The following is a 21,329-nucleotide window of genomic DNA, read 5'->3' on the forward strand; positions in this document are numbered from 1 at the left end:
TTATTTACAAACTTTATGTCACAGTTTCGCATCGGAGTATATTCTTTTTTTCGTGGTAAAGTTAGTAAATATTTATAAATCAAGCATATACAAAGCTGTTTTTCTAATGGCGGTCATTAGAAAATGACAAGAAACTTTTTCTAATGACCGATTTGGGTTTATGGGATTTTTAATGTAGGAATAGATGGAGTGGAAATGCCGGTCTACCACATGGTGGTGGAAAACGAAGGAAATATCTTTCTTGCCCCATCGCATGCGGGTTACACCATGTGGGGTAGCATCGTGATACTATGTGTCACAAATATTTGCCTTGCTTTATATCCTTTTTTGAAGAAAAAAGTATTGGTGATTTACGCGATATTAATCTTAGTGGTCGTTGAGGCAATACGTTACGGTGTTCATATGGACGTGACGCCCGCTATTCCCATCTCATACTCGTATTATTTGTATGCCTTGTTGTGTGCCGTCAATGCCGACTTGGCGGTTATGCTCGGCATATCGTACAATGCAGCGTTTATACTATTGTTCGTTTATTTGGTATGGCTGCTTCCTGTAATCTTTGCCCTGCCTGCTTTCGTAAGGTCCTGGAAGGGGATGGGCGAACTTAAAGAGCGGTCGCCGTTGTTCAAGAAAACCAAATACAGACGCCAATACTACGCCTGTCTCACATGGCTGATAATGAATGCCTTGGCAACTGCTTTGGTATGGGGGCGATTTATTGGTATATCTGCGGAAGAGTGTGCAGAGATATTGATAAAAGACACCCAAAACTTATCCAACTTTATCGGTATGGGATATTTCGCAAAGAACTTCATCGTCTATTGTGCGCCAATCTTGGCAAGCGCTCTTATCAGCTGGATATTATTTGCTATCACTAAACAAAAGAATAAAATTGAATGAAGACAATGAATAAGAAATATATCGTATTGTTAGTGGTCTTACTGTTGATGGCTTGCATTCCTTTCGTCCCTCCAATATATCAAAGATATACGAAACCATTGTATAAGAATTACATCGATGCCAAGGAATGGTATGGCAAGGTGGATTGCGAGAATTTGTCGCAAGTAAGGGACTATTGCGATAGACGAGGGTATAGCACGGATTATTATATCTTGGTCGATTTCTCCATACCTTCGGGCAAGAAGCGGTTCTTCATATATGACTTGCAGAATGGCAAGCGCTTGATGAGTAGCTATTGTATGCATGGCAGTGGCAAAGGAAATACTGATGCCAAGCCTAAGTTCAGCAATGAGTTTGGAAGTGGCTGCTCCAGCCTTGGACGGTATGTGATGGTAGGAAATGGTCGTAAGTTTAAGAATTGCATCCGCCTTCGAGGACTTGACAAGACGAACTATTTAGCTGAGACTCGTGGTATCTTGATTCATTCGGCGGGAAAGGTGACGAGATTTTCTGGTGAAAGGGAGTATATTCCATTAGGTTCAGAGAGCCGTGGCTGCTTCACGGTATCGAGGGATTGCGTGACTAAAGTGATGGAGATATATCGAGGTGCTTCAAAGCAAAGACCTGTGATGATTTATGCTAAATATAACGTTGGTTCGACGAATTAGAATAGCGTTAATAGTCTATCTATTGCCCTTTGAACTGTTATAGTTACGCTAGTTTGCGTAATTATGGTTTATCAGCAGACCATCCCTACCTAAATAAGAAGTGTATTATTCGTAAGGGCGTCCTACTCTCAAAGAGTGGCAATCGTGGTATTCGTAAACACCAATTATGAATAATTTGCAGATTTTGGACAATTTCATGCCAATTTGGGCACATTTTCCCATTTTTTATCAATAATTTTATCCATTAAGACACATTTTCATTATTTTTTTGTATATTTGACGCGTGTTTTTGCAATGCAGACATTTTATTTGCTCCTTTGCGGCTTGGATTAGGACCTAAGAATGTAAACGGGCAATTCTAACATTAAGTGAGTTTGCACATATAGTGCAGGTACCCAATAGATGTTAGAGGGTAGTCCTAAGCCCAAGCCGTGTATGGTGATAGCCTGCGCTTTTCTTGTTTTAATAAGTTTCGTATAGGCAAATAGCCAGAAAAATGAAATTAGTCTAAACATTATATGTGTAACAATTTAATTCTATTTCTACTATGGATAATAAATGGTTAACAATGGTTGGTAATACCTTATTGAAATGCTCTGTTGAAGCTAAAGGGCAAATAATGTTATCAGAAGGTTATACTAAAATTATTTATGGTGCCTTTGAACATTGTGAACAAATAACAAAAGTTACATTACCAAGTACAATAGCAACTATTGGTGCTGGGGCTTTTAGGGGATGTATTTAGAGCCTTATAATTAACCATAACTTACAATGACTAACTAAACATAAAGCCTTGATTTTCAATACTATTTGATTTTTAACACTTTCTGAATGCTTTTTGGCAGTTCCCGATTTTCCACATATTTTTGCAGCGTATTTCTACCGTGGAGAATTTGCGGAGCTTTTATTTTGTCATATCGTGAACGTAGTTGACAAGGGTTTACGAGTGGTTACGATGAAGGACAGATTTGAAGCTGATAGGCAAAAAGCGTTATATCGTGGACTGGGTTGACAAAGGTTGTCAATGGCTCACTTCCGTTTACTCCATCGGTGGAATACTCAAAGTATGTAGAACATAGCAATATCAAAGAGTATGAGACCGACAAGAAAATGTGAATTTTGTGGCAAGACATTCGTGCCAAGAAGCGGTATGCAGAAATACTGTTCCGAGGAATGCCAGGCAGAGGCAAAACGTCTTAGGAAGAAAAGACAACAGGACTTGATTAACGGTATTGAGCCAATCATGGATCTGCAACATCAGGAGTATCTTACCTTCTCCAAAGCTGCCATTCTGATGGGATGCACCCGACAGTATATCTACAAACTTGTGGCTAACGGCAAGTTGAAGGCTTCACGGTTGAGCAGCAGAATGGCATTCGTAAGAAAGGCTGATATAGAGAAGATGTTTGAGGGTAATCCCTACAAGCGTGTGATTCCTGCCAGCAAGAGCAAGCCCGTTAAGAAGGCAAAAACAGAAAAGCCAAGACAAAAGCAGGAATCGACAAAAGGGAAAGAGGAGAATGAGGTACTTGACTATTATTCGGGGGAAGAAGTGATGTCCATTTATAAGGTCAAGAAGTCTTGGCTCTATACATCCGCCAAGCGCAACCAGATACCGATGTGCCGTATCGCTGGCAAGAACTATTACAGCAAACGGCATATTGATGAGTTCTTCGGTACTGCCGTTGACATCAACAGCATCACGGAATGGGTGACTGCTGATGATGTAGAGGATGCTTTCAGTATGAGCAAGTCGGCACTCAGGGCATATGCATATCGTCATAAGATACCCACCAAACGTGAGTATGGTCGCACCTATTATTCCAAGGAACATCTTGAAGAACTGCGCAGGACTGACCTCATGAGCGATGACAACTATTATACCACCGAACAAGTGCAGCTGTTGTATGGTCTGACAAGTGCCAATATCTGCCATATTGTGAGAGTTCACCATATTAGCAAGGTAAAAGTGGGTGTAAAGAACTTGCTTTTGAAGACGGATGTGGAGCGAGCAATGGCGGAAAGAGCAGCAAAAGGACTGTGATTTCAAATGATTTCAGCATTATCCATCAATGACTGCAAATAATTGGAGTCACGGAAGTATCATTCAGTTATTTTGCAGCCGTGAAGAGACACTTCACCATGAATAATCATCAATAATACATATCAGTTATGAGCAACATTTGCAAGACCGTATCATTGCGTACACGCAAAATCAAGGACGGACGCATGCTGTCCTATTATCTTGACTATTATCCAGGCTATCGTGACGAGAGCACGATGAAAGTCATCCGCCATGAGTCGCTTGGCATCTACATCTATGCCAAGCCGAAGAACCAGACGGAACAGAAGTACAACCTCAACCTTACGGCAAGAGCCGAGGCGATACGCTGCCGTCGCTTTGAGGCTATCGTCAACGAGCGTTATGATTTCTTCGACAAGGAGAAGATGAAAGGAGATTTCCTCGCCTACTTCAAGAAACTGGCAGACAAGAAGAACTCCAAGTGGCAGCACGTCTATATGCACTTTCGTACCTTCACGCAAGGCAAGTGTACCTTCGGTGAGATAAACGTGGACTTGTGCAACAGATTTCGTGAGTATCTGCTGACAGCACCACAGGGACTGCATAAGAACAGAAAACTACATATCAACTCAGCAGCCAACTACTGGTCAACTTTCCGTGCTTCAATCCACACTGCCTATCGTGATCGCAAGATAAAGGAGAACCCGAACGGTTTCTTGGAGCGTATCGAGACAATCCCGACTGACAAGGAGCATCTTTCACAAGACGAGGTTATCCGCTTGGCATCCACTCCATGCTCTACCCCTGCATTGAAGCGAGCCTTCCTGTTCTCTTGTCTAACGGCATTGCGAAAGAGCGACATCAAGAAGCTCACTTGGGAAGAAATACAGCCATACGGCAGCGATGGTGTGATGTATGTCACTACACGAATGCAGAAGACAAAGGACATCGTGCATAACCCAATCAGTGAGGAAGCCTTGGAACTGATAGGCTATTCACCAGATAAACGAGGTAAGGTGTTCCCCGATTTCAAAGACTCCATGACACAGGCACCATTGAAGAACTGGCTGAGAGAAGCAGGAATCACCAAGCATATATCCTATCATTGCTCACGCCACAGCTTTGCCTGTCTCCAGTTGGACGCAGGAACAAGTATTGCGGTTGTGCAGCGTTATCTCGGTCACAAGAATGTGGCAACAACAGAGGTGTATGCCAAGATTTCCGATGCCCAGAAGCGTGCTTCGGTTGGCTGTATCACCTTGAAGAAGTAACCATTTGACAATAACACGCAGAAAAGGACTGTTGGAATGATAGTGTTCCAATAGTCCTTTTCTCATTTTGTTGGTTCTATTTGCTGTCGTGGATAGAACCAATTCGACAAATACATTCCAATTTCTGTTGATATTAAAGAGGAACTGCAAATATCCCTTTTCTTCATCCTTACCTTTGTAGTCAGCAATTAGCGGCAACTGGCACTAACGAGCTGTTTCAAGTATGATTCAGAGTATGAAATCATATTAGAACGCTAATAAAGCGTAAAAGAAAGAGTGCCAGAGAACGTAAATGCTGTTTTTACATGCTTCTGCATCTAACTTTGTGGAAGTTTTTGAACGAATAACAATAAAACGAATACAATAATGATAGAAACCAAGACAACTTCAGATTGTACCATCTACGCTTTTGTTGGTACTGCAATTCTCGCCATCTCTCTTGTCGTGGCTATGTATGTAGGCAATGACTTTCACCAAAGTCTGTTTGTCGAGTCAATCATCTTTGTAGGGAGCAACATCCTGCTTTGGGCGATATTCATTTCTATGGTGAATTATCCCTATGAACTGATGACCATTGGTAGCAACAGCAAGACAAAGAAAAACGTTGTAGAAGCAGAGCCAGCAACAGAACAAGAACAGCCAAAGCAAACATTACCACAAACAGAGTCAGCACAATACAGTCATGAGGACTATGCCAAGTGTGTAGAGGCACAAGAAAAAGAAGCACAGGAGATAAAGGAAAAACGAACGAGAGCCGTACTTGACTATGTGCATCGTACCATGTCAAGGTTTCTGTATGAGGAAGATTTGCACAAGGTAATTGAGGCTGTCAAGGAATGGAGCAACGACACCAACTATACCCCGATAGCAATAAACCGTTTCAAGGAGATGGTTGAGAATATTCCTTTAAGGCACTTCGTGTGGAATATCGCAGAACGTTTGGGTAAACGTGATTACACAATGGCAATGCGAATAGCCTTTGTCAGGGCTTTATTTCCAAAGCCGTTTGAAGGCTTGGACTACAGCACATTGAAGAACCTGAAAGCACCATGTTCTAATGATGTCATTCCGATTGATGAGCCTGGCAATGGAGGATATGAGTTTCATGATATATCAGAGGAAACTCCCGAATAATCCCTATTGTTAGAGTTATTCCTTCGTGAATGACAAATGACTGTCACGAACCTCAGTAACGGAAGCATCATTCTGTTCCTTTGTCCCAGTTTTTTAGAACAACTTGTATATGACAAAGGAATTAACTTTCAACGACCTTCCAATGGTCGTTGCCCAGCTTCGGGATGAAGTGGTGGGCATGAAGCAGATGATCATCGGTCTGCAATCACAGAACAAGCCACACAAGGCGAACACGCACATACCTATGAGTGTGGAGGAAGCATCGGCATACCTGAAAATGCCGATGGCAACTCTCTACATGAAACTTGGCAACGGCAGCATTCCTGCCACAAAGCCAGGCAAGCGTTATTGCCTTTATCAAGACGAACTTGACAAATGGCTGGAGACAAACCGCAAGAATCCTGTACCTCTCACAGCAGAAGAGGAGAACGCTGCCATTCTTGCAGGAAACAAGCGCAAGCCCAAACCCTTAAACTGGTAATGTAATGGATGCGCTTGAAATTTGTAACAAGCTACGCTCGGAGGCTTCGGGCGTAGCCACTTCTGGCATTCCGCTTGACATATTCCCCCAGAAGATGCAGCAGATGATTCTTGATTTGGCAAGGACGGAAAACTATTCCATTGAGTTCACTGTCACTTCCCTAATATCCGCTATGGCAGCAGCCGTCGGCAACTCCTGCTATATCCGGATTAAAGGCAATTGGATTACTTCACCTATTCTATATGTCATTCTTGTTGGCAGACCAGGAGTCGGCAAGACTCCACCATTGAACTTTGCCTACAAACCGTTGCACGACATTGATACTGAGGAGCACCATAAGTTCAAGGCTCTAAAGAATGAGTATGCAGCCATTGTGGAGAGAAACAAGGGCAAAAAACGGACGGAATGGGAATCGTTACCTCCTGTACCAGTCCTGCATAAGAATATCATGAATGACTTCACACCAGAGATTCTGATGCGTAATCACGATGCCAACCTCAGAGGTGTGGCAGTTGTGGTGGATGAGATAATGGGGCTGTTCAACACCATCAACCGATACAACAACAGTTCTTTTGTACAACAGATGCTGTCGGCTCACAATGGCTTGCCTGTAGATGTTTCTCGTTGTAATCTTGATTGCCCTTTACGCATTGATTATCCTTGCATACAGATTGTAGGAACTATCCAGACTGGTATTGTGCATGAACTTTATGATATGGGATTCAAGAAGAATGGTTTTCTTGACCGTTTTCTGATTACATGCCCAAAAGGTTTAAAGATTGCTCCTTGGGTTAAGGTTCCAAAACAAGATGCTGCAATCATTGAAAGACCATTCCGTGTATGGAAAGAAATCATAGACAAGGCTGTGGCTCTTCCTTTTACGGAAGACATCTTCAATGTTCTTGACTTCTCTGATGAAGCCATTGACATATTCTATGATTGGCAGAATAAGGACATAGAACGGCAGAATGCCATTACGGATGAAAAAATGATAGACTCACGTGCTGCAAAAGTTCCTTTGAACACGGCTCGGCTTGCCTTGATATTCCAACTGTTCCGATGGGCTTGTGATGAGTCTCACAAGGATTTTGTTGATGCGGAGTCCGTGAATGCAGCCATACGGATGAGCGATTACTTTGAGAAGTCATACAAAAGGATGGATGACCTCGTTTCAACCGAGGCTACCGACCCTGTGAAGAAACAGGTACTTGACTCGTTGGGAAACAAGTTCGTAACTGCTGAAGCAGTAAAGGCTGGAGCGGATTTCGGTTTTGCAAGACGTACTGTCATGTATATGCTCAAAGACTTCTGTCAGAAAAACTTTATCATCAAAGACAAGCAAGGCAATTATGAGAAAGTACAGAAGTAGAACCACCACCTTGCACCGTTTGCACTTTGCACTTCTTGCACTCTTGCACAAAAGAAGCTGCATTTTGTGCCAAACAAGTGCAAAAGTGCAGAAAGTGCAAGGTGCAACAAGTGCAGTGCCTTATGAGTGAGTATAGATTCCATCTACAGAAATACAAGCTGGGCAACCGATATGCTTGCCCTCAATGTAGGCGTAAGCGTTGCTTTGCAAGATATATTGACGAGGAAGGACAGATTGTATTTCCTGACAATGTGGGGCGTTGTGACCATGAACAGAGTTGTGGCTACCATTATTCTCCATCTGATTATTTCAAGGACAATCCCGATGCCAACTGCAATGATGATTGGAGATATAAAACACCAATCAAAGAGTGTAGGAAAGAGAAACCTCTTCCAACTTTCATTGAGAATAAGTTGATGGAGCAAACACTGCATGGCTATTCTGTCAATCCTTTGTACCGATACATTTCAATGGTCTTTGACAAGGAGGAGACAGAACGGCTGTTTGCCTTGTACAAGGTCGGCACTTCAAAGAAATGGGGCGGTTCAACTATCTTTTGGCAGATAGATGTCAATGGGAATGTGCGCACTGGCAAGATAATGAAGTATGATGACAAGACAGGACACCGCATCAAGGAACCCCACAGCCTGGTGACTTGGGTACACTCGGAACTGAAACTGCCAGACTTTACACTTCGGCAGTGCTTCTTTGGCGAACATCTGTTGACAGATAAAACCACGACCAAGACTGTAGCCATCGTGGAGAGCGAAAAGACAGCCATCATTGCCACCCACTTCATGTCTGATTTCGTATGGTTGGCTACTGGAGGCATGAACGGATGTTTCAATAAAGATGCAGTCGAAGTCCTAAGCGGTCGGGAGGTTGTTTTGGTTCCAGACCTTGGGGCAACGGATAAGTGGAAAAGCAAACTTCCTTTGCTGCAATCAATATGCAAACAAGTTCTTGTCAGCAATATCTTGGAAGACAATGCCACCGATGAACAAAAGACCAAAGGTCTTGACATTGCCGACTTCCTGCTGATGACGGAAACACCGCAGATGGCGCTACAAAGGCTGAAAAAGCAACATCCGCCACTCCAACATCTGATAGACAGTCTTGGGTTGGTGTTGGTGGAAGAGCCATAGCAGAGTGGGTAAGGATCTGCGAGCACGCTTGCGTGACGGACTTTCACAAAAGTCCTAAACATAATAGGGACTTTTAGATTCACTTGCTGACGCTGTTCACTTAAAAAATCCTTCTATTATGCTCAGGCTCCGCCCGAGACCTGTCACCAGTCATACTATAACAATGTTACAAACTCCAACAAGATTCTTATGGAAAGAAACATACCACGTGCCGCCATTCATGTAGGCACAGACAAGAAATCGTTCTCGTCCCAAGTGGGTAACGAGGCGGAACGCAGAGGTTGGGACGAGAAGCGTTACCAACTAAAAAACGCGGACATAGACAAGAACAACCATTATAACTACTCACGCAAGAGACTCAACTTTGAGATAGTCAAGGATGGAAAGATAGTGCCTCTTGGTTCCCAGTCGGTGCCGTTGCATGAACGCTTGCAGCACAGACTTGATGAACTTGGCTTCAAGCCGTATATGGATGCCAAGCGTCCCGACCAAGTTTCAAGGAACAGTCCGAACTGCACTGTCGGCATCATCTTCAGTGGTGACCATGATGTGCTTAACAGGCTTGCCTTTGGTGAACAGAAACTCAACACGTCAGATCCAAATGCTGACCACAGCAATGTGACATTACAAAAAGGCATCTATGACTGGGCATTGGACACCTACCGCTTTGCATGTGAGAAATGGGGAGAAGAGAATGTCATCGGCTTTGATGTGCATTGTGACGAGACAAGCATCCATGCCCATGTGCAGACCGTGCCTGTAGAACAAGTAAAGAAACGTGGGCGCATCGGAAGCAAGTACATTCACAAGGATAATCCAGAAAAGGTTCTCTCTACAAAGGAATGGAGAGCACTTCCAAAAGAAGAACGTGACAACTACACAAAATCGGAAGTTGCAAAGGGTGTTGTTGAAAGGGTCTCTTATGCCAAAGTGTGGGGAGAACGAGCAAAGGATAAGTCACAGTACTTATCACAACTTCATACCGACTATTACAACAAGGTCGGTCATAAGTATGGCTTGGCAAGAGGTTTCTCCTATGATGAACTTTCAGAGGAAGAGAAACGGGGACGCAAGCATAAGAACAAGGTGGTACTTGAAGCGGAACGTCAGGCAAAAGTCGCTCTTGACAAGGTGGAAAAATACGCTGTTCTTGCCACTATTGACAAGCAAGATCTCACCTTCCCTCTTCTCAATATCAAGACACCTGTTCAAGAGGCAATGGATGCCGTAAAGAAAGAACTTGCCATCCCTATTCCTACTCTTATCGGACAAAAGGCATGGCGTGAGGAGCGTGTAAACAACATCAACGCAGCTATCAAAGCTCTTGTCGTAGCCATCAATGCAGAACGTGACAAACAGAATGAAGGTGTACGCAAGTCTGTCAACAAGACATACACTTACTATATGCAGAATCTCAATAAGCAGATAGAGGAGAACAAGTCACTTCGTGCCGAGAATGATGCGCTAAAGGCAGAAAACAACAAAGTCAAACAACGCATCTCTCAACTTGACGAGAAGGCTGTGGAGCGAGTGACTACTCAACTTGTCTATGCGAAGGAAGAACTCGCCAGTGCCAAAAGTTATAATACCACACTTATGGAAATGTACAATGATTTGAAGGCTCGTTGGAATGCCATTTGGCAAGAGCCAGAAATGACTGATGCATGGAGACGAGTGGAAGCACGAAAGGAGGAAGGTGCAAAAGAAAAGGCTCGGCAAGAAGCCGAAGCTAAACGTGAAAGCATGGCTCGGCAAAATAGATACATAGGAGTGCTTGACAAGTTCATCCATGAGGGACATGAAGCTCTATCTTCCTTTGCCAAGACAGATAGAGTCAACTTCAACGAGAAAGAATCGGCTTCCATATACTATGGCATTATGGCATCTGCTGTAAAGCATAATATTGGATTGGACTCTAAAGCCTGTATAGAATCGGCAACAAAAAGGTTCTTGTCTGATATGTCTTGGCATGGTTTTACAGACTTCAAGCAGGAATGTGTCACCAGTTGGACAAAACTCTTCGCCACAAATGAAGTTCAATTCACAGACAAAGCTATTGACAACTTCCTCGCTTTTGTTGACCACATGTCATGCAGTGCAGACACATACGTTTCGCTTGGTGGCTCCAATGGTTGTGCCGACCAACTGACGAATTGGGATGGAACACAGAAGATAGGATTGGGAGCAATTAATAATAAGCCCTATCGTTCATCACGAAGATAAGTATTGTATAAAAGGTTGTAAAAATCAAGATGTGAGATTATCTAAAGCTTATCTCACATCTTGACTATAAAGGTATATTATTTCATTTGTGTTTCTTCCTTTTATTCTTCCCCATAGTCTGCCGTCATAGACGCTATGTAGAAGGCATTGGAAGTGACAACAGTTGCATTCTTGCTAATAGGAGCGACGAAATCTATTTGCGTATATCCCAATTCGCTTACACCTGCAACGACTTCCATCTGCTTGAATTGATATTTTACGTCATTGCCTTCTTTGTGTTTTTTTTCAAGCACGAACACATATTGCTTGCCATTGGCATTTACAATAGCATCGTCAGGCAAGGCTGGCACATTTTGTTTGCCCATACTGATGATGCCTGTCACATACATGCCAGGAATAAGTTCAGTGATGTTCTTTGTATCAATACCGACACGTACGGATATAGCCTTGGTGTCAGAATCCATCGAGCGATTAATTTCTCTTACTGTTCCCTTGAAATGAATATTCGGGCTATTGGTGATGACGAAATCTACTTTCTGCCCTTTAGCAACTTGATTGATATTGCGCTCAAAAACATTCAAGTTGCAGAACACAGCGGCATTGTTGGCTACTTGCATCAATGATTGTGAACTTTCCGTATAGCTTCCACTCTTTATGCTTATCTTCGTCACGATGCCAGAAATTGGAGCAGAGATAGCTACCTGCCGTATGATTCTGTCTTGTTTCACAAGGTTGGTGTTAATGCCAATTTGACGGAGCTGGTTGTAAAGCCCTGTCTGGCGAGCCAGTGCCATCTCGTATGCTGCTGATGCCTGTTGCAAGGTCTTTTCCACTCCTGCCTTCTGTGAAGCCAATGTCTTTTGGCGTAGCAACTCCTGATGTGTTACATTGGTCTCTTTTACAGCAATGAGATAGTCTTTCTGCAATCCTACGATTTCGGTATTCTCTATGTGTGCAACCACTTGACCTGCTTTCACCAGCTGTCCTTCTGTTACATAAATTTTGCGGACAACACCTCCTACGAGAGAAGTCACGTCTGCCATATCCTGCGGGTTGAGCTGAAGTTCGCCATTGGCACGTATCACATTGTTGAGAGAGCGACTCTCAACCTTGCCGAGCGTAATGCCAACCGTCTTTATCTGTTCTTGAGTAAGTTCAATGGTTTCATAGCCTTGCTCCTCTACTTTGTTTTCCTTTACTTCTTCCTGCTTGCCTTTTGTGCATGATGCAAGAAATATGCTGATGACAGCAATGATGATGATATTAAATGTTTTCATTGTTTATTTCCGTTGAGATAATTGATATTGATGATAGCTTGATTATAGTCGTTGACAGCATCTATGTAACGAAGTTGTACATCAAGAGCCGAAGTTTGGTTTTGTATGTATTCCACATACCCCATTTCTCCGTTCTCGTAGTTTATCTGAGATAGTTTCGCCATGAGTGCTGCCTCGGCGTTGCCTTGTCTTTCGTAATAATCAAGAACTTGTTTTGCTCTCATATACTCATTTGTGGCATCACGCATAAGCGTTTTCTGCTGCTGTTCTGCCAATGCACGCTCATTCTGCACCAACTCCACATCACGTTTGGCAGCCTTGACTTTTGACCGATTGCTTTTCCAAAACAGGGGTATGCCGATGCCTACCTCAAATCCCATGAAGTTACCTTTGGAAAACCTACTTCTGTCAACATTGTAAGGATTGAATCCTTTGATGACAGCCTGTGTTGTAAAGCCGAGAGTGAAGCTTGGCATATACCCCTGCTTGGCAAGCGAAACACTACGTTCATTGCTTATGAGGCGTGCTTGCATGTTTCGTCCAAGTGGCGTGTCTGAGAAATTAGTTTCCCCAAGATTCGCGTCATGTAGTTTTGCCAACCCCTCGTTTTGAGGAGTGAAGTCAGTATTGGTATTGATGAGCTGTTTCAACTGCAATAAATATTTCTTGCAGTCATTCTCTGCTCTTTGCAAACTTATCCGATTTTCATTCAGCAATCGTTGTGCATTCATCTGTTCCAACTGGTTAGCCTCCCCCGATTTGTACTTAGCCGATGCCAGTTGCAGAAAGTGCTGATATACGCTGTCTTGCTTTTGCAACACGAGCAAAGTGCTATGTGCATGAAGCCACGAGTAATATGCAGATGTTACATCTCTTACCAACTGGTTGCCTACTATTGCCACCTGACTTTGCGCAACGGCAGTCTCAGCTTTCAAGAACTTGTTTCGGGCGTTATACACCGTAGGAAAATCAAAGGTCTGGCTTATCAAAATGCCATTGTCTGGACTTCCGCCAGATGTCGGATCTTGGCTGAGCGTTATAGAGGTCTTTTCAATATCAAATGTTGTACCCTGCAAGTCTTTAGCTTTTCCAACTGCAATTTGCCCATTTCTCATATATAGGCTGTTGTCAAGAGCGAGGTCTATGCATTGTTGCAAAGACCAACTCTCATTTTGTGCGTACATGGAGGCGAATGCCATAGACAGTACGCCTAATATAAACAATCTTATTCTTGTCATACGTTTGTTTCTTTTTTCTTGGTGAATGTCTTATAAATAGATGGCAAGACAACAAGTGTCAATATCGTGGCTGTTACCAATCCGCCGATGACCACAGTAGCCAACGGTCGTTGAACCTCAGCACCGTCACCAGTTGACAAGGCCATAGGCATAAAACCTAAGGAAGCTACCAATGCGGTCATGATGACAGGACGAAGACGGAGCATACAACCATCTATCACTCGTTTTTTTACATCCGTCACGCCTTCTTTCTCAAAAGTATTGAACTGTCCTATCAGTACAATACCGTTCAGTACAGCCACACCAAAGAGGGCAATGAAACCTACACCTGCGGAAATGCTGAAAGGCATACCTCGCAGGCATAAAGCCCACACACCACCAATGGCAGAGAGAGGAATGGCTGAGAATACGAACAAGGTTTCCCTGATATTCTTCAACGTAGCATACAGCAAACCCAAAATGACGAGCAATGCCAAAGGAACTGCCAGCATCAAACGACCGGTTGCCTCTTGAAGATTTTGGAATTGACCGCCATAAGTGTAATAATAACCTGCTGGCAATTTTAGTTCCTTGTCTAAAACCTCCTGAATTTCATCTACTGTGGTCTGTATGTCTCGTCCTCTTACATTGAAACCGACAAATATCCTTCGCTGTCCATCCTCATGTGTAACCTGTGCAGGTGCATCAGTCAATGTAATCTGTGCTACTTGCTGGAGAGGAATTGTTCCACCATCGGGCAGAGGAAGGTACAGACTTTCTATAGCTTTTATATCATTACGTAACTCCTTGTCCATACGCACCACCAAGTCGAATCGCTTGTCGCCCTCAAACACATATCCCGAGCGGCTTCCTGCAAAAGCAGTTTCAAGCACCTTGTTGGCAGTTCTTATCGAAATGCCATATTTAGCCAGCTGATCTCGGTTGTACTTTACTTGAATCTGTGGCAAACCTTGTACTTTCTCGACAAATGGGTCAGACACCCCGTCAACACGCTTGATAAGAGATGCCACTCGCTTTGCGGATGCTTGCAGAGCATCAAGGTCGTTGCCGTATATCTTGATGGCGACATCCTGCTTAATACCTGTAATCAGTTCGTTGTTTCGCATTTGGATTGGCTGTGTCAATTCGGCTTCCATTCCAGGAATAGCTCCCAAGGCTTCTTCCATCTTTTCCATGAGTTCGTCCTTTGTCTTGGCAGATGTCCATTCTGCTTTCGGATAGAGGGCTATAAGCATGTCTGCTCGTTCTATAGGCATTGGGTCGGTTGGAATCTCTGAACTACCGATGCGAGTTACCACCTGCTTCACCTCCGGGAACTTAGACTTCAATATCTTTTCTGCCTGAGTGCAGGTCTTCACCATCTGAGAGAGTGATGTACCTTGTGCCATGCTGATTTCGGCTGCAAAGTCACCTTCTTCAAGATTCGGGATAAACTCACCGCCCAAACGAGTGAAAGCGAAAAGGCTGATGCCGAACAGCAGCACCATGGAAGCTATGAGCACCTTGCTATGTTGCAGACTTTTGGTGATGATAGGCTTATACCAACTCTGTAACTTGTTTATCAGACGGTCTGACAAATTAGTCTTATGTACACTTTCCTTGCTAAGAAACAGAGCACTTGCCATTGGTACGTAGGTAAGCGAAAGGATAAACGCTCCAAGGATGGCGAAGAAAATGGTAAGTGCCATCGGACGGAACATCTTTCCTTCTATACCAGCCAATGTAAGCAATGGCAGATATACCGTCATGATAATGATTTCGCCAAAGGCTGCACTCTTACGAATCTTGGAAGCGGAATGATATATCTCCTTGTCCATCTGCTCTTGTGTTAAGCGCAAGCCATGGTATTTGTCACGACTGATACCTATATGGTGGCATACGGCTTCTACGATAATCACTGCGCCATCCACGATCAAGCCAAAATCAATGGCTCCCAAACTCATGAGGTTTCCGCTGACACCAAACAACCGCATCATACCAAAAGCAAACAGCATAGCGAGCGGAATGACGGATGCCACCACCAATCCTGCCCTATAATTACCCAAGAACAGAACGAGTATGAACACAACAATGAGGCCACCCTCGATAAGGTTGCGGGTGATGGTTCCAGTAACACGGTCTACCAACTGAGTGCGGTCTATGAATGGTTCTATGACTACACCCTCTGGCAGACTCTTCTGAATCTGCGCAATACGCTCTTTTACGTTCTTAATAACTTGCTGGAAATTCTCACCTTTCAGCATCAGTGAGATACCTGCCACCACTTCACCCTCGCCATTGCGTGTAACTGCACCATAACGTGTGGCATAACCATATTGTACTTTTGCAATGTCACGTATCAAGATAGGCGTGCCATTGACTGTCTTGACAGGGATACGCTCTATGTCTTCGAGTGTTGAAACAAGTCCCAAGCCTCTGATAAAATACTGGTTACTATTTTTCTCTATGTAGCTTCCGCCTGTGTTCTCGTTGCCTGCTTCAAGGGCATCGTAAACTTCTGTAACTGTAAGACCAACAGCATTGAGACGGTCGGCATCCACAGCCACTTCATACTGCTTCACATATCCACCCCAGCCGCTGACTTCTGCAACGCCAGGTGTTCCTGACAATTGCTTGCGGACTATCCAATCTTGGATGGTACGTAAATCTGACAAACTGTATTTGTCCTCATATCCCTTCTTTGCACGAATGGTATAATGGAATATTTCTCCCAAACCAGTAGTGACAGGAGCCATACCTATGGTTGCCTTACCTTGTGGTATGACTTCCTCTGCCTCCTTTAGTTGTTGGCTTACCTGCTGCCGAGCCCAATATACATCTGCATCGTCATCAAAAACCAATGTAATGACAGACAAGCCGCTGCTACTGATGCTTCTGCGTTCTTCCACACGTGGAATGTTGGCCAAAGCCATTTCTACTGGAGTGGTTATAAACTGCTCTACCTCTTGCGCTCCCAATGATGGAGCTTGGGTTATCACCTGTACTTGATTATTTGTAATATCAGGTGTAGAGTCAAAAGGCAACTGCGACAACGACCATGTGCCCCATATAATGAGCACCAAGGTCAACATACCTATAGTTACCTTGTTCTTGATTGATAATTGAATTATTTTTTGAAACATTTCTTTATCGTTCTAATTATAATTGTATAGTTAGTGCTAGTCCTCCTTGTTGTCCGTTATAATATGGATAGACAGTGTTTGTTCGCTTGGACTGTTTGTTGTGCATCTTGCGTGAAATCGGCTCATATAACTTGTATGCCAATTTCGTACACAGAATACCCAATCCTGCTCCAAATGCCACGTCTCCTATCCAATGCTTGTTGTTATACACACGCAATGCTCCTGTACTTGCAGCTATGACATAACCACCTATACCTATCCACGGTGAAGTGTCCTTGTATTCTTGCCACAAGAGTTCTGCCCCCATGAAGGCAACTGTTGTATGCCCAGATGGAAAAGAATTGCGACGTGAGCCATTAGGACGCATCTCTCTTACTGTGTATTTCAAGCCATTTACGGATATAGCCGTCAGCAAACTTGACAACCCCAACAGCATCGTTTGTTCTTTTAGGTTATGACAACTTTTTACTCCGCACAGATTTAATGCCAATACGCTTACAGCTGGCACATACTGTGTATAGTCATCAATCCCTATGGCTATTGGCTTGTGGGTTATAACCTCATGTCCGATAGCATAGTTCAGCATCCTGCCTTTATTCATAACAATAGCCTCTGCCGTTCCATACGACATAAGTGACATTGGTATAATATAAGGCACGACACTTGACCTCTTCATAGAAGTCATGTCTGTGCTATCTTGTGTGAATGTCAAGCTGTCTTTGCTTTGTGCATACGACAAAAGAGGAAAAGCCAGTGCGCCAAGCGCCAGAATTTCCTTAATTGACATTTTGCAATAACTAATGCCTGTGCTCCAAACACTGAAGCACTTGCAAGTTCATAATAAAAATGATTGATTTGTAACTATACCTTCCATATGAATAGGTATAGTCGCTGTACGTTGCCCCCCTTAAAAGAAACAACGCTATTAGAAACGATAAAAAGGAGGTGCCCTAAGTCCATTTATCCGCAATAGTTCCGCCTTTATAATAATAGGTATGCGAGTGTCAAACACCGTCTTAGTTGGTTCTGACACCCATCCCATAATACGAGATAAAGCCCATACTATTGCATGATATAAATAATGTATGTTACTTGTATGTAAAGTCTTTACTGACACAACATCCCAACTGCCTTGTTCGAAGCACTTTGTTCCATCGTCCTTATGTGACGTATGTTTGTCATTGTCAGCGTTGTCGCTATTGCAATGCTCCACAACGGTACATACCGCACTTTCGTGATGATGGTGCGGTATAAACGACAATGCCAACAAAACAATTGTTGTCAAAGCCAAAATAGTTATGTAGAGCTTCTGCTTCATTATATTTTCAATTTGGCTGCAAAGATAGCAAATAAACTTTGCAACTCGGTTGCAAAGTTATATGTATACCATTTTTTAGATGCGTGAACCATAGTAAAATCTGTATGACTCCTTTGCTTTTCATACTGCGGTTTCAGTAGAAACACCTCATCCTATCCCTTTTCATTGGTTTTTGGTGTAACTAAAAGTTAAATACGTTAAATATTACCTTTTCGTATCTAAACAGAATCCACATAGCCACTTTTCTACCGTTTAGAGCGTATAATACTGATAATCAACTAATAATAGATACTTCAATTGTTCTTCACTTACGGATATCACAAACATTCCAGATAAGATGGATTTTGGTCAAAAGGTTTTTGCAGGATGTGCTAGTTTGACAAAATTTGAGTTCCCCCAACAGAATTCTATAGTTCCTTATGGAATGTTCCAATTTTGCAAATCACTGGTGGAAATCCAACTTGGAAACAAAACTGATAGAATTGAAGACCATGCTTTTGACGGATGTATAAATCTTAAAAATGTCAATTTCCCGAGCGTCACTTATATCGGATCTTATGCATTCAGAAATTGCATGTCTATAAATGACATTCAATTAGGAAATGATTTAGAGAATATTTCTGCACATGCTTTTAAAGGTTGCAAGAAACTTCAATCCTTCAATTTGTCTAATGTTAAAACAATTGGGTCTTGCGCCTTCGGCAAATGCGTCTCATTAAAAGTAATGAAGTGTGGAGATAATGTAGAATGCGTAGAAGACCATGCTTTTGATGGGTGTGTAAGTCTTCATAATATTAATCTGCCAAATGTTTGTGAAATAGATGCTTATGCATTTAGGAATTGCGTGTCTTTAGAGGTCGTAGAATTTGGAGATAAAGTAGAGGATATAGAATTATGTGCATTTAATGGGTGTAAGAATCTGCATAATGTTCGCATCTCAAACAATGTTATAGATTGGATGGGAAGTGATACATCTATAATTCGTGATACGTTGAATAATCTTGGCATTGAATTAATTGAAAGGCTCTTAGAGGAAAGAACAAAAATGGAAGACAACGAGCAAGACTATGATGGCTTGAGTTCCCAGCACTCTCAAGAAGCAGAATCATCCCTACGGGTGAAGGATATTGTTTTATTCTCAAATTCAGAAGTAATCACATATGAAGATGTGGAGTCTCATTGTTTTGAGAAAAACGTCAAATATAAGATTAATATACCAGATGGGATACGACGCATAGACAATGACGCATTCTATTGTAATTGTAAAATAGAAGAAATTGACATACCTTCAAGTGTTGAAGAAATTGGAAGCAATGCATTTGGCGACACGGGACTTGAGTTGTTCAAATGCCCTAAGGGTATAACCAAAATCGAAGACGGTACTTATGCTGGAAATAACATTAATGAAGTTGTTATCCCTAAACATGTTAATTATATAGGTGAATATGCTTTTTGCGCGAACCCCATAAAGAAAATAATGATAAAGAATCCCGACTGCAAAATTGGTTTTGGGGCTTTTTTTATTGGTGATGGACTAAAAGAACTTCATCTTAGGAATTATACGCCTCCGAAAAATATAGTGGAATGGTTTTGTGGTGATACTCCAATGGACAAACAGCCTGAATATTTCTCTGATTGTGTTCTTTTTGTTCCAAAGGGAACTGCATATCAATATTATAGTTATGAAGAGGAACCAAGCTATGATGATAGCCTTTTGGATGCTTCATGGGATTATTCTTACCCCTATTTATTTTTTAAGGATATTGTAGAAGAATAACATACCGTTATTACACCTTTTAGATGCTATTATGGCAATCACAACTGATAACGAATGGAAAAAAGAATATAAACATAGGATTAAATGTAACAGAAAGATTTTAATGATTGGATGGAATCCATCAGTTATTCTGATTGGATGAAAGGGGCGAAAATGCCAAATGAGAAAAGAGGGGCTGAATATACTGCAAGAGATTATTGATTATTCGATGGTGTATCCAGAGGATTTTAATGAATCATTACACTTCATAAAACAAGAGGATGTGTTAATTGCACATCCTCCCGTTTTAAGCAAAAAGGGCTAATTGTATATAATAGCCTAACTATTTAAATGGCGTATTCTTCGGAAACCTCTTATCTATCTTACAAGGATTAGATGGCGAACATGGTTCTTCATTATTAACCTTTGCGATTTCATCAAACAAAACATATGCCTTCACAAGAAGGTCAATAGTAGCAAGTGGAGAATCATATTCGGTTTCTACTTTGAGAATGGGTAAATTCTTAGGAAAAACATCGGTCTTATCACGCCATGTAATGCCCCAAATCAAATCTTTGACGAATTGCTGTTCTCTAGGTGTTATGAATAAAACCAAAGCAGTGTCTTCAATGTGCTTTGATGTGAAAATGAACCTGCCGTGACAAAAATTGCGGAAATCACATAGCTGCACACTTGCAATTCCACTTTCCACCATTTTCGATTCAAAATCGACTGCTACAGGTCGACTCCACCCGTTGTACAGAACAATGTAGTTCTTTATGTCCTGAAGTTTTGGAACCTTACCCTCTACCCTTGGTCCGTAATAAAAACAATATTTAGGACTTATATCAATTGTTAGTTGAAATAAAGGAAAACTATTGGTGTCTGAGAAGGCATTATATATCAGTCCAAATTTGCAGATAGTATCAATCGTTGCGATAAAAGATTTGTCATGTGTAAGCCAATCATAAGCGAACCATCGAGAATCTGCTTTCTTCAGATAATTCACTACAGCGTTTTCATCACCCACATTTTTCACAATGGCACAAGTGCTTCTGGGATTTGTCTTTGAAGCTCGTTTGGCTGCATATTTTTCGTCACATCCTTTTCCGCTACTACACATAATCAATATCTTTGCAGTCCGAAGAGCTTCATCTGAGACTGATGCCATGGAGAGGGGCGTGAGTACTTTAGCCATTCCTCTTTTGCTTTCATATAGTAGTGCAGCATAATCAATTGGACTTACAGAACCACCACTGGCAATGCAATAAAGTGGCTTTTGCGCATCCTCAATGAAGAACTTTTTTAACCCCTCTACATCCTGATCTTCTGCCCATATGAGAGCATCTGGAATTACGGAGAGACATTCGTTGAATTTAACCTTGTTTGCCATAATCTTCTGTT

At 42.3% G+C, this 21,329-nt stretch carries 15 protein-coding genes and 1 pseudogene; 11 read left to right on the forward strand and 5 right to left on the reverse strand.

Features of this window, described 5'->3' with window-relative positions:
* Positions 1-195 precede the first annotated feature (195 nt).
* The 10 genes from CIK87_RS10590 (at position 196) to mobV (ending at position 11,214) form a co-directional block, all read left to right on the forward strand.
* Positions 196-900 carry a hypothetical protein gene (locus tag CIK87_RS10590; protein WP_094387142.1) on the forward strand — a complete coding sequence of 235 codons (705 nt, stop codon included), beginning with the start codon at positions 196-198 and terminating at the stop codon, positions 898-900.
* A 5-nt stretch (positions 901-905) separates the two neighbouring features.
* Positions 906-1,568, forward strand: a complete 663-nt coding sequence (locus tag CIK87_RS10595) for a murein L,D-transpeptidase catalytic domain-containing protein (RefSeq protein ID WP_158216242.1) — start codon at positions 906-908, stop codon at positions 1,566-1,568.
* Between the two features lie 547 nt (positions 1,569-2,115).
* Complete coding sequence (locus CIK87_RS10600; protein WP_094387144.1) at positions 2,116-2,313, forward strand: leucine-rich repeat protein; 198 nt, start codon at positions 2,116-2,118, stop codon at positions 2,311-2,313.
* Positions 2,314-2,661: 348 nt separating this feature from the next.
* Positions 2,662-3,612 carry a helix-turn-helix domain-containing protein gene (locus CIK87_RS10605; RefSeq protein WP_094387145.1) on the forward strand — a complete coding sequence of 317 codons (951 nt, stop codon included), beginning with the start codon at positions 2,662-2,664 and terminating at the stop codon, positions 3,610-3,612.
* A gap of 128 nt (positions 3,613-3,740) precedes the next feature.
* Positions 3,741-4,862, forward strand: a complete 1,122-nt coding sequence (locus CIK87_RS10610; RefSeq protein ID WP_044074744.1) for a site-specific integrase — start codon at positions 3,741-3,743, stop codon at positions 4,860-4,862.
* Between the two features lie 366 nt (positions 4,863-5,228).
* Positions 5,229-5,996: a hypothetical protein gene (locus CIK87_RS10615; protein ID WP_044080124.1), complete on the forward strand. Its 768-nt coding sequence runs from the start codon at positions 5,229-5,231 to the stop codon at positions 5,994-5,996.
* A gap of 109 nt (positions 5,997-6,105) precedes the next feature.
* Entirely contained in the window at positions 6,106-6,477 is a 372-nt protein-coding gene (locus CIK87_RS10620) for a helix-turn-helix domain-containing protein (protein WP_044074742.1), read from the forward strand.
* 4 nt (positions 6,478-6,481) lie between these two features.
* Positions 6,482-7,846, forward strand: a complete 1,365-nt coding sequence (locus tag CIK87_RS10625; RefSeq protein WP_044074741.1) for a DUF3987 domain-containing protein — start codon at positions 6,482-6,484, stop codon at positions 7,844-7,846.
* A 122-nt stretch (positions 7,847-7,968) separates the two neighbouring features.
* Entirely contained in the window at positions 7,969-8,991 is a 1,023-nt protein-coding gene (locus CIK87_RS10630; protein WP_094387211.1) for a DUF6371 domain-containing protein, read from the forward strand.
* Positions 8,992-9,180: 189 nt separating this feature from the next.
* A complete protein-coding gene (gene mobV, locus CIK87_RS10635) occupies positions 9,181-11,214 on the forward strand; it encodes a MobV family relaxase (protein WP_094387146.1) in 2,034 nt (677 codons plus the stop codon).
* A 101-nt stretch (positions 11,215-11,315) separates the two neighbouring features.
* Here the strand turns inward: mobV and CIK87_RS10640 are convergent, their stop codons facing one another.
* Genes CIK87_RS10640 through CIK87_RS10655 form a run of 4 tightly spaced genes read right to left on the reverse strand, consistent with a single transcriptional unit; the run spans position 11,316 to position 17,638 of the window.
* On the reverse strand, positions 11,316-12,491 hold the full coding sequence (locus CIK87_RS10640; protein ID WP_094387147.1) for an efflux RND transporter periplasmic adaptor subunit: 1,176 nt from the start codon (positions 12,489-12,491) through the stop codon (positions 11,316-11,318).
* Positions 12,488-13,729: a TolC family protein gene (locus CIK87_RS14495; RefSeq protein ID WP_082030915.1), complete on the reverse strand. Its 1,242-nt coding sequence runs from the start codon at positions 13,727-13,729 to the stop codon at positions 12,488-12,490. Before CIK87_RS14495 ends, CIK87_RS10640 begins: the two co-directional genes overlap by 4 nt.
* A complete protein-coding gene (locus CIK87_RS10650; protein ID WP_044080128.1) occupies positions 13,726-16,851 on the reverse strand; it encodes an efflux RND transporter permease subunit in 3,126 nt (1,041 codons plus the stop codon). The genes CIK87_RS14495 and CIK87_RS10650 overlap by 4 nt, the downstream gene beginning before the upstream one ends.
* A 16-nt stretch (positions 16,852-16,867) precedes the next feature.
* Positions 16,868-17,638 carry a phosphatase PAP2 family protein gene (locus tag CIK87_RS10655; protein WP_044074736.1) on the reverse strand — a complete coding sequence of 257 codons (771 nt, stop codon included), beginning with the start codon at positions 17,636-17,638 and terminating at the stop codon, positions 16,868-16,870.
* 826 nt (positions 17,639-18,464) lie between these two features.
* On the opposite strand from CIK87_RS10655, the pseudogene CIK87_RS14845 reads away from it, so the two are divergent.
* Positions 18,465-19,946, forward strand: a pseudogene (locus CIK87_RS14845) (leucine-rich repeat protein); the annotation flags it as partial.
* Between the two features lie 322 nt (positions 19,947-20,268).
* On the opposite strand, the gene CIK87_RS10670 reads toward CIK87_RS14845, so the two are convergent.
* Positions 20,269-21,318, reverse strand: coding sequence for a hypothetical protein (locus tag CIK87_RS10670; protein WP_094387149.1), 1,050 nt, complete (start codon positions 21,316-21,318; stop codon positions 20,269-20,271).
* Positions 21,319-21,329 lie beyond the last annotated feature (11 nt).

The organism is Prevotella sp. P5-64 (genome assembly GCF_002251285.1).
GTDB lineage: Bacteria > Bacteroidota > Bacteroidia > Bacteroidales > Bacteroidaceae > Prevotella.

Excerpts from the sequence above, each read along its gene's own strand:
- CIK87_RS10590 (WP_094387142.1), top strand. The coding sequence starts at position 196 with ATGCCGGTCTACCACATGGTGGTGGAAAACGAAGGAAATATCTTTCTT.
- CIK87_RS10595 (WP_158216242.1), top strand. The coding sequence starts at position 906 with ATGAATAAGAAATATATCGTATTGTTAGTGGTCTTACTGTTGATGGCT.
- CIK87_RS10600 (WP_094387144.1), top strand. The coding sequence starts at position 2,116 with ATGGATAATAAATGGTTAACAATGGTTGGTAATACCTTATTGAAATGC.
- CIK87_RS10605 (WP_094387145.1), top strand. The coding sequence starts at position 2,662 with ATGAGACCGACAAGAAAATGTGAATTTTGTGGCAAGACATTCGTGCCA.
- CIK87_RS10610 (WP_044074744.1), top strand. The coding sequence starts at position 3,741 with ATGAGCAACATTTGCAAGACCGTATCATTGCGTACACGCAAAATCAAG.
- CIK87_RS10615 (WP_044080124.1), top strand. The coding sequence starts at position 5,229 with ATGATAGAAACCAAGACAACTTCAGATTGTACCATCTACGCTTTTGTT.
- CIK87_RS10620 (WP_044074742.1), top strand. The coding sequence starts at position 6,106 with ATGACAAAGGAATTAACTTTCAACGACCTTCCAATGGTCGTTGCCCAG.
- CIK87_RS10625 (WP_044074741.1), top strand. The coding sequence starts at position 6,482 with ATGGATGCGCTTGAAATTTGTAACAAGCTACGCTCGGAGGCTTCGGGC.
- CIK87_RS10630 (WP_094387211.1), top strand. The coding sequence starts at position 7,969 with ATGAGTGAGTATAGATTCCATCTACAGAAATACAAGCTGGGCAACCGA.
- mobV (WP_094387146.1), top strand. The coding sequence starts at position 9,181 with ATGGAAAGAAACATACCACGTGCCGCCATTCATGTAGGCACAGACAAG.
- CIK87_RS10640 (WP_094387147.1), bottom strand. The coding sequence starts at position 12,491 with ATGAAAACATTTAATATCATCATCATTGCTGTCATCAGCATATTTCTT.
- CIK87_RS14495 (WP_082030915.1), bottom strand. The coding sequence starts at position 13,729 with ATGACAAGAATAAGATTGTTTATATTAGGCGTACTGTCTATGGCATTC.
- CIK87_RS10650 (WP_044080128.1), bottom strand. The coding sequence starts at position 16,851 with ATGTTTCAAAAAATAATTCAATTATCAATCAAGAACAAGGTAACTATA.
- CIK87_RS10655 (WP_044074736.1), bottom strand. The coding sequence starts at position 17,638 with ATGTCAATTAAGGAAATTCTGGCGCTTGGCGCACTGGCTTTTCCTCTT.
- CIK87_RS10670 (WP_094387149.1), bottom strand. The coding sequence starts at position 21,318 with ATGGCAAACAAGGTTAAATTCAACGAATGTCTCTCCGTAATTCCAGAT.